The organism is Microcoleus sp. B3-D7 (genome assembly GCF_036705305.1).
Classification (GTDB): Bacteria; Cyanobacteriota; Cyanobacteriia; order Cyanobacteriales; family Microcoleaceae; genus Microcoleus.
Genome location: NZ_JAUBUE010000031.1, coordinates 59,733 through 74,741 on the forward strand (window position 1 = coordinate 59,733; position 15,009 = coordinate 74,741).

Genomic DNA, 15,009 nt, shown 5'->3' on the forward strand with positions numbered 1-15,009 from the left:
TGTTGACTAATGACTAATGACTAATGATTAATAACTAAACCCCAGTCGCAGTAAAAGCCGCCCAATAATAAGGATTGGCAAAAGGATAGGGTTTGCGGTTGCGAATTTGCTGCAAAGAAGCCTCCGCAATCAGGCGAGAACTTTGAGAAAGCCGATCGAACATTTGCGAAATTTGAGGTTGAAAATCCGCCAGCAACACCTCCAATTCCTCGCCAGTCAAATCCCGCAGCCACCTTTGAGCGTCCCCCAGCGCGATCGCCACATCTCCCACCTGCAACCGAGAAAACCGTCCCAGATTTTCATAAAACTTGCTCGTCAGCAGCAGCGTAGAAACATCGTTCACCTTCCAAAGACTGCTAACCACACTAGACGTGCCAGCATACAACAAACCTGCCGACAAACCCACAAAATCTCCTCCAGCACCGCTAACTCCGCCGGGGGCAATTTCGCAACCCGATAAAGTAACTAAAAAATATTGCCGAAAATCCAGATTAAAAATTTCCTCCAAACTCAGAGAATCATTCCTCAAAAACACGGCGGATTTCAGCGGCCAAGCCAAATTAAGCAAACTCAAACAAGCAAAATGAGCGCATTTTTTCTGCTGCAACTGCCCTATTTTCTGAGGCAAATTTCCATTATTAGCAGACATTTCTTGGGAAAAAGCCTCTTTAATTGCCGGCTTGTGGCGCACAACTTCTGTACTGGCAAAATACTGGGAAATATTGCCGATTTCAATGTTGCTGTAGAACGCATCTCTGGTGAAAGTTGGAATTGCTAAAAAGTGCTGCAAACCGGGTCTGTACCGACCGATAGCCGCTCCGTGTGCACTTTGTCTCAACAGCAATAGCTGACAGCTAGGAGCATAGCGAATTCCTCCGGCAAATCGATCGATCAAATAAGCAGCAGGCGCTGCAACGTCGCCAAAAGACGAACTTTGAGAAAAATCCGAAAGGCTGTAGGTTTCCACCTCAAAACCGCTGCGATCGCTCCACCCAGACCTAAAAATTCCCCCACCGTCCTCAAACCCGTCTCTCCCCGCCAAAGGCAAAGCGTGGAGTGGCAAAGCGTGCAAAAATCGGTGCGGCACAAAAATCAGCCGATCGCAATTCTCCGGAATCAGCGCCACCACTCGATCGATTTCGAGTATCGCAGCCAAGCGTTTGAGGCGAGCCGGGAGATGATTGATCCAGCGACCTTTTTGTTCTGAATAAGCGCTGAGGTACTCCTGGGCCCAAGTTTCGGCAGCCAAAGCATTTTGCGGGGAACACAGGTGAACGGCGGGATATTGTGCAGTCTTTACCACCACAAAAGCAACCAGCAACTCCCCCAAACTCGCCCACACCACAGCAGCGCAATTGTCATCAGGCAACAATTGGCGAATTTGCTCGAAAGCGATCGGTTCAACTTTGTGAGCTAGGCTGAAGAAAGGATCGTTTGCCTGCACCTCCCGCGCAATCAATCTATCAAACTGCTTCCACAATTGATTTAAGTGCATGAAGTCCGAGTTCGGCAGCAGAGAACCGCTGTTCAAACCTTGGCTGTCGCCCTCAGAAATCAAGGTCGTGTTCGGCTCAGGTTCTCCCTGTTCTTGGTGCCGCTGTTCCCGCGCTATTTCCAGTTGCAGCGACTCCAACTCGCTTCGCACCGCTGCAGGAATTTCGGCTTTCGGAGTCAAGTGGCATTTAACCAGCATTTCTACCAAATTCCGATTTTTGTGGCGTTCGGCGTATTCCAGAGCCTTAGCGTAATATTCAGGTTGGGTGGCGCCGAGTTCCAGGCAAACTTGCACCAGGCATTTATAGAGTCCAGCCCAAGTGCGGGTTAATTTGACTTTTGGGGTACTCGTCCGATCGCCAAAATCGACTGTATCAACCCCAACTTCGCAACGCAAGAATTCCACAGTATCGACAGCAGCAGTAAAAACCCCGTAGGCGCGAAGCAAGTCGCCTCGAACTCGGTAAGCTTGACCCAAATAAAATAAAATTTCAGCCCAGCGGTGGGGATAGGTTTCGCGAGTGTAGACTTGACAGGCGCTGTGATAGCAGCCGATCGCGCTTTCCATGTGGGACAAGTTTTCCGCCTCTGTCAGTTGCGAATAAGCCCTGCCGAGATAAATTTGCAGCATTGCCCAGCGGTTGGGATAGGCCTGCTTGGTGTAGACTTCGGCCGCATTTTGATAGCAGGCGATCGCGCTTTTGAGGTTGCGGTTTTTTTCCCCTTTCACGTGTTCGCAGAAAGCGCGGCCGAGGTAGGCACAGAGCATTGCCCAGCGTTCGGGAGATTTTTGGCGGTTGCAAAACAGCAAAGCATTTTGATAGCAGACGATCGCCATTTCCATATTTTCGGCTTTTTCCCCTTTCACCCGCCGACTGTAGATCCTACCGAGGTAAGTTTGGATCGAAGCCCAGGCTTCGGGAAATTTGATGCGGGTGTAGACTTGTAAAGCATTTTGATAGCAGGCGATCGCCATTTCCAAATTTTCCACCGGATCGCCTTTGATGCGATCGACAAACACCCGGCCCAAATTCCTTTGAGTAGTCGCCCACTGCTGCGGAAAAGCTTCCCGAGTCCGCACCTGCAAAGCTCTCTGATAGCACGTAACCGCGTATTCGAGATTTTCAGCTCGGTTGCCCCGCAGCAACTCGCAGTAAGCATTTGCCAAATTATTTTGAGTTGTAGCCCAACGCCGGGGAAACACCTTGCGGTTGTAGACTTGCAAAGCATTGTGGTAGCAAGCGACTGCCAGTTCCAGATTTTCAGCTCGGTTGCCCCGCAGCCGCCGGCTGTAAGCCCGGCCGAGATTGTTTTGAGTGCTCGCCCACTCTTCCCCGAAAGTTTCGCGGGTGCGAACTCGCAGCGCGTTTTGATAGCAGGCGATCGCGTGTTCTAGATTGTCTGCCGGATCTCCCCTGAGACGCTCGCTGTAAGCGTTGCCTAGATTGTTTTGCAGCGTCGCCCACTGTTCCGGGTACTGTTCGGGCGTGCGTACTTGTAGGGCATTTTCAAAGCAAGCGATCGCCTGTTCGATATTTTGAGCCTTATCACCTTTGGGGCGATCGCTATAAGCGTTGCCCAGATTGTTTTGCATCACCGCCCATTCTTGGGGAAAGTCTTTGCGGGTAAACACCTTGGCAACTGTTTCGTAACCGGCAATTTCGATTTCCAAGTTATGAGCTTTGCTGCCGAGGGGAAACCGCCCAATTTTGTTGCTCAGATTGCCGATTAACGCTGCAATGCGCCTAGTCTCCGATTCTTTGGCAGCAGGGATCACCAAAGTGGCCCAGTGGCGCAGCAGTTGTGCGAAATTCTGGTCGAGTTTGTCTAAATTGTTTCTCAGCAGCGAGTACAGGTGCTGCGAATCAGGGCCGCGCGCGACTGCCTGCAATACTTCTGCTAAAAAAGCCAGATAGGCTGCCCCGGTTGCGGGCAATTTATAACTCCCTTTTGCAGATTCTAAGGGTGCGATCGCCCTTTGGAAAAATTTTGCAGCTTTCAGCAAGCTTTCTCGCGTCAGTGCCACTTCTTCCAAATAAAGCGTTTGCACGAACCCAAAGTCGATCGACTTTGGGTTTGTCCTCAAAATCAAATCTATTCCTGAGTCCCCAGGATTTTCCAGCAGCGCTTGGAGCATATTAACATCAGTTTTGCGACGCTGTTCGTCCATCGTGCATTCCGCCAAACTATTAACCATAGGAGCGCTGCTTCCGTGCAACCAAGTGAACTACCCACCGCTAAATCGTAGTACCGAATATAGTAGGGGCTTGTGTACTCATAGGCGAGTGCCTTAGCTTAGACTTTCGTCCAACCTTTGGTCTTACCTCGCATCCTAAAGCCGAAATGGTTGAACCTTCTTGCGCCTTTAGTATTTTGATACCTTCTGCTTTCATATTTATCCCTGCTTTCTTCTCGCGAGCGCGATCGGTAGCACAGTGAGGACAAGTCCCTTCCCTCATATCTAATGGCATCTCGGTCATTTGATGGAAACAATTAGAACAGAGTTTAGAACTGGAAACCCCTCTATCAATCTCGACTAAGTTCCCGCCTTTGCGTTCCAACTGGTAGGCTAAGAAGTTGGTACAACTTCCCAAAACCTCGTCTGAGCTTGCTTTGACCAAATTTTGATTGCGAATCATGTCCCAGAAATGAAAGTTTTCTACTATGAGCGCGAGGCGATCGCTGACCAACTTATAACTAAGTTTATGTAGAAAATATTGCCACAAATTCCTAAACCGCTCGCATACCTTTGCCACAGCTTTTCTATATTTGTATTCAGAATTACTTTTATGCTGGTTTGTAAACTTTTGCTGCTGGCGCTTCAAGTTTTTCTCCTGCTTGGCAAAATGCTTGGCATTGTCATATATAGATACTTTTTCATCATCGGGGACAATAGCAAAGTATTTCACTCCTAAATCGCCAGCAATCCTACCTTCTTTTTTTGTCTGGTTCTCAGCCTTCTTGATTTCACTCAGTATAGATGCCAGATATTTCTCTGAATATTTCTTACTAATAATTGAATCCGGACTTTTACCCTCACTTAATCTATATCTCTTTATTTTTGTTTTAGTTTTTTTTCTATAGCTGTAAATTATATTACACACAAAGTTGACGTTTTTAGGATGCTGAAATAACAGTTTTTTAGCTTGAGATGGCAACTTATAAAACCCAGCCACTTCATCAAAAAACTTTTTGTATGCAGCCGTTAATTTGAGCGTATTAACTTGCCCATATTGGCTGTGATACTGACTTAACCCTACACTTCCATCGGATTTTTTGATGACAGGTAAAAGTGTGTTGAGACCGGAGTAGTCAATTTTTTTGCCAGTTTTTTTATATACTTCAATTGATTGATTTTGACCATAATTAGACCACCAACGCGCACCCCCAAAAGTTGAAGCTACTTGTATTTGTTGATTTTGGGTAGGATAGAAACGAACTTGGATAGCCTTGTGTAGCAATCAACATCACCTCCTTGATTCTTCTATTCTCTCACAATATACAGTTGATGAGCAAAGCATTACAAAAAAATTTTGTGACGAGGATTACATATTTTCTCTCTTGAAAGCGCTCCCCCAAATTACTTGAGGATGCAATCGTCGTCACCCCCCCTTCCCACTATAACGGTACTCCGTTTAGTGGGAAGGGGGCGAAATAGTTAAACCAGGATTCACAAGTCCCAACAGACACCCAGATAGGGAAACTAGCACCTGCAATGGCTAATAGTATAATTTTGCGCGCTGCTCTTTAGTAAAATCGCAGTTCAAAACACCGTCAGTCTGTCAGGGCGGGTTTCACAGACATTTCTAAATTTGACAAACCCCCCTGACAGACTTGCAGCGGGGCGGGTTTACTTTTACCCCGATCGGACTTAGGCCAAAAAACCGGGCTTCTGGGAAACTATTGGGTTTGGTAACGAGGAATCTCGAAAGAAACCCGGTTTCTGAGGAAGAGTGTGTCCTCGACTAAGTGAGTTATCTAGGATATTGCGCGAGTTTCAGGGCTACAGCTAACAAAAATCAACTCAGTAAATTTTACTGTACCGCTTGAGAGCTTAGCGCTGATTCCACTGCCAGCAGAGCTCGATCGACTTCAGCGGAGGTGACAATCAGCGGCGGGACAAATCTCAGCACTTTCGGCCCTGCAGGAACCAAGAGCACTCCTGCGGCGATCGCAGATTTGACGATATCAGCGGATGTCAGTTCGATGTCAGCTTGCAATTCCATCCCGACAATCAAACCCCAGCCGCGCACCTCAGCAATTAAATGCGGATATGCTGTCGCCAACTTGTTGAGGCCTGCTTTCAACTGTTCCCCGCGCTGCTGCACGTTTTCTAGAAGGTTTTCCCGTTCCAAAGTTTGGCAAACGCACAAAGCTACAGCGCAAGCAAAAGGATTGCCGCCGAAAGTGCTGGCGTGACTTCCCGGTTCAAATACATCGCAGAAAGATTTGCACAGCATAGCGCCGATCGGGATACCGCCGCCCAATCCTTTGGCAGACGTAAAGATATCCGGTTCAATGCCGAGGTTTTCGTAGCCCCAGTATTTGCCGCTGCGTCCCATCCCGACTTGCACTTCGTCGAGAATTAGCAAAATGCCTTTTTCGTCGCAAATTTCCCGAATGCGCTGGAAGTACGCGATATCTCCGGGGCGAACTCCGCCTTCGCCTTGCAGCGCTTCCAGCATAATTGCTGCTACTTGGCGTTCGTCTTTGTCGAGTTGCTCGATCGCACTTTCGATCGCACTAATATCGTTGTAGGGCACGTAGTGAAATCCGGGAACCAAAGGGCTAAAACCCTTCTGATATTTAGGCTGTCCCGTTGCCGTAATTGTCGCCAAAGTCCGCCCGTGGAAACTCGCAACAGCGGTAATGATTGTCGGATTCGAGATATTTAATTTTTCGTGGGCGTACTTGCGGGCGAGTTTAATTGCCGCTTCATTAGCTTCCGCGCCGGAGTTGCAAAAGAAGGCTCTGTCCGCGCAAGAATGGTCTACAAGCCACTTTGCCAGCTCGCCCTGTACGGGGATGTAATAAAGATTAGAAACGTGGTGCAGGGTCTGAATTTGCTGAGTTACCGCTGCAATCATTGCCGGGTGGGCGTGTCCCAGAGTGCAGGTAGCAATACCAGCCACAAAATCGAGATATTCGCGGCCCTCGGTATCCCAAACGCGGCAGCCGAGGCCCCGTTCTAGGGCGATCGCAAAACGCCCGTAAGTCGTCATTACATAGCTGTCGAAGCTCTCAGAACTGAAGGGACTGGCTTCGGCTTGCACGCTTGGTTCTTTTAGTAAGGTTTCTGGACTCACGAATCGCTCCTTAACACATAATATGCAGACCTCGATTGTACGGTAAAAATCCAGGTTAGCGGTGCAGGCTGTTAGTTTTGTCATAAAATCATAACAGTAACTTCAATTAATCCCTCACAAATCTACTGATGAGTTATTACATTTCTCCTAACTTTCTCGATAAAGTTGCGGTGCACGTCACTAAGAACTTTTTAAATTTGCCCGGGGTAAGAGTTCCCCTAATTTTGGGAATTCACGGCCGCAAAGGAGAAGGCAAAACTTTTCAAACCGAACTGGTTTTTCGGCGGATGGGCTTTGAACCGGTGATGATATCTGGTGGGGAATTAGAAAGCCCGGATGCCGGAGATCCGGCGCGTTTAATTCGCTTGCGCTACCGGGAAGCGGCGGAGCAAATTCGGGTGCGCGGCGAGATGTGCGCCATCTTTATTAACGATTTGGATGCCGGTGCTGGCAGGTTCGATACTACTACTCAATATACCGTCAATACTCAGATGGTCAATGCGACTCTGATGAATATTGCTGACAATCCAACTAACGTGCAGTTACCGGGAAGTTATGACAGTACGCCGCTGCACCGAGTGCCGATTATTGTCACCGGAAATGATTTTTCTACGCTGTACGCGCCGCTGATTCGCGACGGGCGGATGGAGAAGTTTTATTGGGAACCCAGCCGGGATGATAAAATTGGCATTGTTGGGGGAATTTTTGAGTCTGACAAGTTGTCAAAAACCGATATTGTGGGGTTAGTAGATCATTTTCCCGATCAGGCGATCGACTTTTTTAGCGCTTTGCGATCGCGCATTTATGACGAACAAATCCGCGAATTCATTCACCAAGTAGGAATAGAGCGAGTTTCCAAGCGTTTGGTAAACACTTTGGAAGCAGCGCCAGATTTCCAAAACCCGAATTTCAGCCTCGCTCATTTATTAGAAATGGGCAATTTGATGGTGGGTCAACAAAAGCGGATTCAGGAAATGCGCTTAGTAGATGAATACAACCAATCGCGCCTGTTTAACGTTCAAGGAACCCCCAATGCTGCGGCTGCTAGGCCAACGCAAAGTCAATTAAATGACCCGTCATCGAAATATTATAAGGCTTACGTCGAGCCAACAAGTTCTGAAGGTGGTAACGGTCATGCGGCGGGGCTGAGTTCCGAGGTATTGGAACAAGTAAAACAGTTATTAGCAAGAGGCTGCAAAATAGGCATGGAATATGCAGATAATCGCAGATTTAAGACTGGTTCTTGGCAAAGTTGCGCGACGATTAACAGTGCACAGGAAAAAGATGTGGTTGCATCTTTAGAAACTTGTTTGGCGGAACACGGCGGCGAATACGTGCGGCTGATTGGTATCGATCCAAAAGTCAAGCGGCGGGTAGCTGAAACAATTATTCAGCGGCCAGAAAAGTAGACAAGTAGGGTGCTATACGGCGCACCTTACAAGTTCCAGTAATGCGCGTTTGGAAAGTTAACGTAGGGTGCTCTTCGGCGCACCTTACCAAAGAAAAATTCACAATTCAGAACCCAGAATCAAGAATGGCTTCTGTGGGACAGGATGGAGAATCGAGGTTTAAAGCCTCCGATTTTAATATGACACAATAAAAAAATATTTCCTTACCGAAACCCCTGACTTCATGCCTGGGGAATTCTGAATTCTGTCTTCTGACTCCTTCTCATAAATTTAAATTAAAATCTGCAAAAATTTATCAAAAGTTGCGCGATCGGGCATAGCACCTTGAGCACCCACTTTAGTTGTGCACAAAGCGCCCGCTGCTGCGCCCCACCGCACCGCCTCTGACAAGGACAGACCGGCATCTAATGCAGAGGCCAAGCCGCCGTTAAAAGCATCGCCAGCGGCCACAGTGTCGATCGCCTCTACAGCAAAAGCCGGTACAAAAAAGGTTTCATCCGCCGTAACAGCAACAGCGCCGCGATCGCCCAATTTGACAATAACATTCTTGACGCCGCGCTCCTGCAACTGTTTGGCAGCTACAATCGCTGTTTCCCTGTCATTCACCCGAAAACCGACTAACTGACCCGCTTCCACTTCATTCGGCGTCATAATGTCAATTAGCGGATAAAGTTCGATCGGCAAATCCGCCCTAGCCGGTGCTGGATCGAGAATAATTCGCACCCCCGCTTGACGAGCAGCTTTCGCAGCTTTTTGGACAACTTCCAGGGGAATTTCTAACTGTAACAGCAAAGATGTAGCTGCTGTTAACAGTTTTTGGAGACGTTCTATATCTGCTTCACCGACATTATTGTTCGCGCCCGGAATCACAATAATATTATTTTGACCTGTCTCGTCTACGGCGATAATTGCCACTCCTGAATGAGTGTTTTGGTCTATTAATACATTGTCTGTATTTACACCATAAGATTGTATATTTGTCAATAATTCTTCAGCAAATTTATCGTTACCGACGCGACCGATGATGTGGGTGGAAGTGCCGAGACGGGCGGCCGCGACGGCTTGATTTGCTCCTTTGCCGCCGCCTGCCGTGAAAAAATTGCTACCGATGATAGTTTCCCCTGGCTGCGGCAACCGGGGAGTTTTTGCTGCTAGGTCGATGTTGATACTGCCGAATACGATGATGGTCATAAATTATTCAATTTGGTAATTGGTAAGCTGTAGCGCATTTAATTTGTAAGCTACTTTTTACTTAAACTCTTGTGGGGCGGGCAGGATAGCCCGGGGCAAGCAAGCTTCAATTTAAATGCCAAATAGCTTAATTGGTAATTAATAATTCTCCCATTCTCCCACTTTCCCCCTCTCCCTCTCTCCCCCTCTCCCTCTCTTCCTTAAGACGTGCTAGAACAGTTATGGTCTTCATCGGTCAATTCAATGGCTGCAATTACTCTCGATCGCAATCCCTGTGTCCTGCTAGTTGAAACAGACGAAGTTCTCGCCGGACACTTGAGTCTAGACTTAAAATCCTCAGGCTATGAACCGGTAGTAGCTTCTAACACCGCCACTGGCCAAAATTTAGCTCATGAATTGCAGCCTGCTTTGATTGTAATTGACCGGATACTTGGCGCTGAGTCGGGGCTGTCACTGTGTTCTTATCTCAGAAGTATTGGCAATCGGGTGCCGGTGCTGCTACTGGTCGGTCGCGATACAGTGGACGATCGCGTAGCTTGTCTGGAAGCTGGGGCGGATGATTATTTTCTTAAACCTTACCGCACTGAGGAGTTTTTGCAGTTGGTGCGCCTGTATTTGCAGCCGGATAACAGCAGCAACGAACAATTGAGGTTTGGCGATTTAGTTTTGGATTTGGCGTCTAGGCGGGCCCTACGCAATGGACGGGCGATCGACCTGACGATGAAGGAATTTGAGCTGCTAAAGTATTTGATGGAACATCCCCGCGAGGTTTTGACTCGGGAACAAATTCTGGAAAATGTTTGGGGTTACGACTTTTTGGGCGAGTCGAATGTAATTGAGGTTTACATCCGCTATCTGCGCCTCAAGATTGAAGATGAGGGCGAAAAGCGTTTGATTCAGACGGTGCGCGGTGTTGGCTATGTGATGCGGGAAGCTTGAAGCAGTCAGTTGACTGTTGACTGTTGACTGTTGGCTGTTGGCTAGTTCCAATGTCCAATATCCAATGTCCAATAGTCAATTAGCAATCTAAAATCTAAAATCTAAAATCTAAAATCAATATGAATTATTTAGCTACTTTGCTCGGTATTGGAGTAAGTATATTTTTGCTGGGATGTTCGCCGACTTTACCTGTCGCCAATGCTGGTGCTACTGGTATTGTGGCGGATCGGTCTCCGACTGCGACAACATCGGGTCAAATGCTGCCTGTTTCTGCTAGAGCTCGGATAGGCGATCGCCCAATCGAACTCGAAGTGGCGAAAACACCGGAACAGCAGGCTATGGGTTTAATGTACAGAACTTCTTTGCCGGATGACAGAGGAATGCTGTTTGAGTTTAAAGCGGCGCGGCGGGTCAATTTTTGGATGAAAAATTGCAAGATTTCTCTGGATATGATTTTTGTCAGGGATGGGGTGGTTGAGGCGATTGAAGTTTCTGCACCTCCTTGTACTGCCGATCCTTGTCCTACCTACGGGCCCAATACTGCTGTCGATCGAGTTATTGAACTCCGGGGCGGGCGGGCTGCTGAACTCGGTGTCAAAGTGGGCGATCGTATTGAAATCGACTTTTTTCAGTAAAACTTCGGACTGTTTCAGTAAAACCTGCAGACAGACACAATCCCCCGCTTTCCATCGCCCAGAGAGCCCCCTGCCTTCGGAATACCGGCGAAAATTTAGAAACTTTACAAAAATTGATTAAATCTATTAGAATATTAATGTAAGATTCAGTACAAACACCCGAAGATTTGCTACGATGTCGATCTCAGCCAGTCAGGACTTGAGCTTGTTTCCGGAAGCTGTAGATTGTTGGTCGCAGGTATGAGACGAGTCAGCGACTCGTTACCAATCCTGAGAGACGATACTCAGCCTCAAGGTATAGCAACACGAAAAGAAATTCTCTGGAAGTTCTGGCGAGCGAGGTAAATCTACTAAACCTATCTCAAGTAATATGCTACGAGCCAAGTTAATTGGCGGTAATTGGCAAACTTAACTTCTGGTAGCAGTTTTGGGTTCGATCGAAATATCTAACTAATTTTGCCGAAGTAGATTTGCGGATTCTGCATTTCGGCAGATGAAGTTAAACTCTGAACCTGGTTTAGTAGTTTTAGGTAGCAGAATAAATTCTGATTCGCGCTCCAAAGATGCCGAGGTATTCAGTTTAAGTTCGATCGCGATCGCAAGTCGATCGGGCCGACATCAGCAAAATTGCAAAACCTTTCACTTTTTGGGAAAGGTTAGCTTTACAGTCGCACTCAGCATTACGTTTGGCAGTTCAACCGCTAATACTGTTTTAACAGCTATCGACGGTTACAAGACAAATTTAAAACTGGCTTATTACTCATCAAAAACATCAGGTTCAAATCAGAAAATGGTGTCCTATACTTAGAGGTGAAATCACATGGCACCCGCTACATACACTCGATTAATTCGATTTTTACAAGAAGATTTGGCAATTTCTCCCGCGTCAATTGCTGTCGCCGAACGTGTCGGCGGTGACAAACAGCGGCAGCGCGATAAAGACCCGAATTCCTTGCCGATGGTTCTTTGGCAGTACGGTTTAGTCACTCTCGACCAGTTGGATAAAATCTTTGATTGGTTATCTCAAGCATATTAAAAGGATTTTAGATTTTAGATATAAATAATCAAAAATCCAAAATCCTTTAATAACTGGGATTAAGATTCAGCCAAAAGTTTCGCAGCAGCGGCAACGCCGGCACCAGGAGTGTAGCCTTCATGACCCAATTCTCGCAACACCACTTCTAAAGAGGAAATTGCTGCTAGAATATCGCGATCGCACACAAAGCCCAAATGACCGATTCGGAAGATTTTACCTTTCAAATGGTCTTGTCCGTCGGCGAGAGCAATGTCAAATCTCTTTCTCATCAAAGTCCGCACTTTTTGAGCATCTACGGATGCTGGCGGCATAACCGAAGTAATTGCAGGGCTGGCGGCTTCGTCAGCAGCAAACAACGGCAAACCTAAAGCTTTTACAGCAGCGCGAGTAGTTTTCATTAAGCGTTGGTGTCGCGCGAAAACATTTTCCAACCCTTCTGTTTTCATCATCTGCAGCGATGCTTGCAGGGCGAAAAACATATTGACAGGGGGAGTAAAAGGAGTGGTATTTTTGGCAGCGTCTTTGCTATATTTACCCAAATCCAAATAATAGCGGGGCAGTTTCGCAGTTTTGTAAGCTTCCCAAGCTTTGGGACTGACAGCCACAAAACCCAAACCTGGAGGAATCATGTAAGCTTTCTGAGAACCCGAAGCAATGACATCGATTCCCCAAGCGTCCATCGGAATATTTACAGCGCCTAAGCTAGTGACAGCATCGACCATAATTAAAGCTTCACCGTGGGCTTTAACGTGGCGGTTGATGGTTTCGAGGTCGTTGAGGACGCCCGTGGAGGTTTCCGAGTGCGTGATGATGACAGCTTTGATTTGCTTCTCTGTATCTGCTTCGAGTTTTTCGCGGAAGTTTTCGGGGTCTAAAGGTTGGCCCCACTCGGCTTTAATAATCTCGGCGTTTAAACCGTAAGCTTCGGCGACTTCGGCCCAACGTTCGCCAAATTTGCCGTTAGTACCGACTAAAACTCGATCGCCCGCACTCAGGAAATTAATTATCCCAGCTTCCATCGCGCCGGTACCGGAAACGGTTAAACTCAGCACGTCACTTTTAGTTTGGTGCAGCCATTTCAAATTTTCGGTACATTCTGCAAAAATCCCGTCAAATTCCTTGCTGCGGTGGCCCATCGGGTGTTTTGCCATCGCTAACAAGGCCGCTTCAGGTACCGGCGTCGGGCCGGGAATCATCAGCATTAATTTGTTGTCCATGATATTGTCCTAAGTTTTTCTGTGGGAGTTATATAGAATAAATCAAATACGATACGTCACGTCGCTACTCTAACTTTTTTAACTTTTAACTCCCTTGTGGTTAATTTCATTTAGAGACCAGCGGTGTTCTACCGCTATGTTCGATCGCTCGCAGCTTTGTTCTAATTGCTTTTGAATGGCAAGGGCTTTACGCAGTGTAATAATAAGTTGGTGCACTTGTTGCTGCTGCGGCGATTGTGGACTGACAGCAAACATCGTTTTGCGTTCTAACAATTGAAGTAGCAATTCATAATGAATGTACGAAGGAAGGGGGATTGGCTCCATGAAAGCTAATATACCTCAGCGAACCGATACCCCATTGCAATTGCATGAGGCATCACAGGTGAACATTAGATGCCCGATTTTTTATTTGTTTTCTAACCGTACAATAACCCCCTGCTTTGCCGATCGAATATTCGGGGCTGGGTGCGTTGGACACGCTAAATCTTGCGATCGACCCGCTTACAGAATAGATTTAATTGCTTTCTGGCAAAATATTTCTATGCAATATAGCTTTGAGTGCTATTTTTTTTTACAGTAGCGCTTGAGTCGATGCAGGCTAGAAATTCTCATTATTTACCTACTTAATCATTTTTTATCAGAATTAAGGGTAGTTTGTCAAGCGGTCTCGCCTTTCACAGGCTGGGAGGGCGATCGGCAAGCGAGGCTAAAGCTGCACCCGGATCGGGCTGTTTGACTAGGGATTCGCCGATGAGGACGGCTTGGGCGCCGGCACTGGCAACTTGAGTTAAGTCGTCGGGAGTGTGGATTCCTGACTCGCTGACGATGAGGATGCCTTTTGCTTGGATTTCGGTTTGTCGATCGGCTAATAGTTGAGTGGTAGTTTCTAGGCTGACGGAAAAGTCTGCTAGGTTGCGGTTGTTGATACCGATCAGGTTGACGCCTTCTAGGGTTAATACTCGATCGAGTTCTTCGAGAGTGTGAACTTCTATCAAAGCTGTCATGCCCAAAGTCTTGACAATTTTTACAAAGTATTGTAAGTCTTTATCTGACAGAATGGCTGCGATTAACAATACAGCATCGGCGCCGTGAATCCGGGCGAGATAGATTTGGTAGGGATAGATAATAAACTCTTTGCAAAGTAAGGGTAAATCGACGGCGGCACGGATTTTAGCGAGGTTGTCGAAGCTGCCTTGAAAGAACTTTTCATCGGTGAGTACGGAGATGCAACTGGCGCCGTTTTGTTGGTAAGCTAGGGCGATCGCCACTGGATCGAAATCTTCGCGAATTACGCCTTTGCTGGGGGAAGCTTTTTTAACTTCGGCGATGATAGCGGGTGTGGTTTTGCCGTTTTTAAGGGCGGCAAGAAAGTCGCGGGTTGGCGGTGCAAAGGGGAGTTTTTTGTGAAGATCGGATAAGGGAGTGCGATCGCGCTTTTGGGCCACTTCAGCTTCTTTTTGCCAGACGATTTCTTCGAGGATGTGCTGGGGTTCGGCGTCGGGTACGGCGATTTGGTAGCTGAGGTAGAGGACGGAGACGGATGTGCTGGGGGGACGGCGACGGATTTGAAGCATGATAGGGGGATAAAGGGCGATCGTAACAAGTTTCAACTGAGATATTGCATCATTCTTCATAGTGGAACAGGCATCTTGCCTGTTCTTGAAGGGCGGGCAGGATGCCCACCCCACAAAAGAACTTACTCTTTGTGGAACAGGCATCTTGCCTGTTCTTGAAGGGCGGGCAGGATGCCCACCCCACAAAAGAACTTACTCTTTGTGGAAC

12 protein-coding genes are annotated in these 15,009 nt (G+C 47.3%); 5 read left to right on the forward strand and 7 right to left on the reverse strand.

The annotated features are described in order from the left end of the window. Window positions 1–34 precede the first annotated feature (34 nt). The 3 genes from QUB25_RS20000 to QUB25_RS20010 form a co-directional block, all read right to left on the reverse strand. Window positions 35–3,691: a CHAT domain-containing tetratricopeptide repeat protein gene (locus QUB25_RS20000; RefSeq protein WP_333185366.1), complete on the reverse strand. Its 3,657-nt coding sequence runs from the start codon at window positions 3,689–3,691 to the stop codon at window positions 35–37. Window positions 3,692–3,731: 40 nt separating this feature from the next. Then, window positions 3,732–4,955 (reverse strand): transposase, encoded by a 1,224-nt coding sequence (locus QUB25_RS20005; protein WP_333185368.1) that lies wholly within the window; start codon window positions 4,953–4,955, stop codon window positions 3,732–3,734. Window positions 4,956–5,528: 573 nt separating this feature from the next. Continuing rightward, complete coding sequence (locus QUB25_RS20010) at window positions 5,529–6,800, reverse strand: aspartate aminotransferase family protein (protein ID WP_333185370.1); 1,272 nt, start codon at window positions 6,798–6,800, stop codon at window positions 5,529–5,531. Between the two features lie 128 nt (window positions 6,801–6,928). Here QUB25_RS20010 and QUB25_RS20015 point away from each other — a divergent pair, with 128 nt between their 5' ends. Then, window positions 6,929–8,209 (forward strand): ribulose bisphosphate carboxylase small subunit, encoded by a 1,281-nt coding sequence (locus tag QUB25_RS20015; RefSeq protein ID WP_333185372.1) that lies wholly within the window; start codon window positions 6,929–6,931, stop codon window positions 8,207–8,209. A 270-nt stretch (window positions 8,210–8,479) separates the two neighbouring features. Here the strand turns inward: QUB25_RS20015 and rbsK are convergent, their stop codons facing one another. Continuing rightward, complete coding sequence (gene rbsK / locus QUB25_RS20020; RefSeq protein WP_333185374.1) at window positions 8,480–9,400, reverse strand: ribokinase; 921 nt, start codon at window positions 9,398–9,400, stop codon at window positions 8,480–8,482. Between the two features lie 243 nt (window positions 9,401–9,643). Between rbsK and nblR the strand changes: the two genes are divergently transcribed. From nblR to QUB25_RS20040, 4 genes are all read left to right on the forward strand, one after another. Continuing rightward, window positions 9,644–10,339: a response regulator transcription factor NblR gene (nblR, locus tag QUB25_RS20025; RefSeq protein WP_006632044.1), complete on the forward strand. Its 696-nt coding sequence runs from the start codon at window positions 9,644–9,646 to the stop codon at window positions 10,337–10,339. 119 nt (window positions 10,340–10,458) lie between these two features. After that, window positions 10,459–10,974 carry a DUF192 domain-containing protein gene (locus tag QUB25_RS20030; protein ID WP_333185376.1) on the forward strand — a complete coding sequence of 172 codons (516 nt, stop codon included), beginning with the start codon at window positions 10,459–10,461 and terminating at the stop codon, window positions 10,972–10,974. A gap of 493 nt (window positions 10,975–11,467) precedes the next feature. Then, entirely contained in the window at window positions 11,468–11,782 is a 315-nt protein-coding gene (locus QUB25_RS20035) for a hypothetical protein (RefSeq protein ID WP_333185379.1), read from the forward strand. A gap of 12 nt (window positions 11,783–11,794) precedes the next feature. After that, window positions 11,795–12,010 (forward strand): DUF2949 domain-containing protein, encoded by a 216-nt coding sequence (locus QUB25_RS20040; RefSeq protein ID WP_190662748.1) that lies wholly within the window; start codon window positions 11,795–11,797, stop codon window positions 12,008–12,010. A 59-nt stretch (window positions 12,011–12,069) separates the two neighbouring features. On the opposite strand, the gene QUB25_RS20045 is transcribed toward QUB25_RS20040, so the two are convergent. From QUB25_RS20045 to trpC, 3 genes are all read right to left on the reverse strand, one after another. Continuing rightward, window positions 12,070–13,227 carry an alanine--glyoxylate aminotransferase family protein gene (locus QUB25_RS20045; protein WP_333185381.1) on the reverse strand — a complete coding sequence of 386 codons (1,158 nt, stop codon included), beginning with the start codon at window positions 13,225–13,227 and terminating at the stop codon, window positions 12,070–12,072. Window positions 13,228–13,305: 78 nt separating this feature from the next. Beyond that, on the reverse strand, window positions 13,306–13,551 hold the full coding sequence (locus QUB25_RS20050; protein ID WP_333037960.1) for a DUF5340 domain-containing protein: 246 nt from the start codon (window positions 13,549–13,551) through the stop codon (window positions 13,306–13,308). A 350-nt stretch (window positions 13,552–13,901) separates the two neighbouring features. Next, window positions 13,902–14,801 (reverse strand): indole-3-glycerol phosphate synthase TrpC, encoded by a 900-nt coding sequence (gene trpC / locus QUB25_RS20055; RefSeq protein ID WP_333185413.1) that lies wholly within the window; start codon window positions 14,799–14,801, stop codon window positions 13,902–13,904. Window positions 14,802–15,009 lie beyond the last annotated feature (208 nt).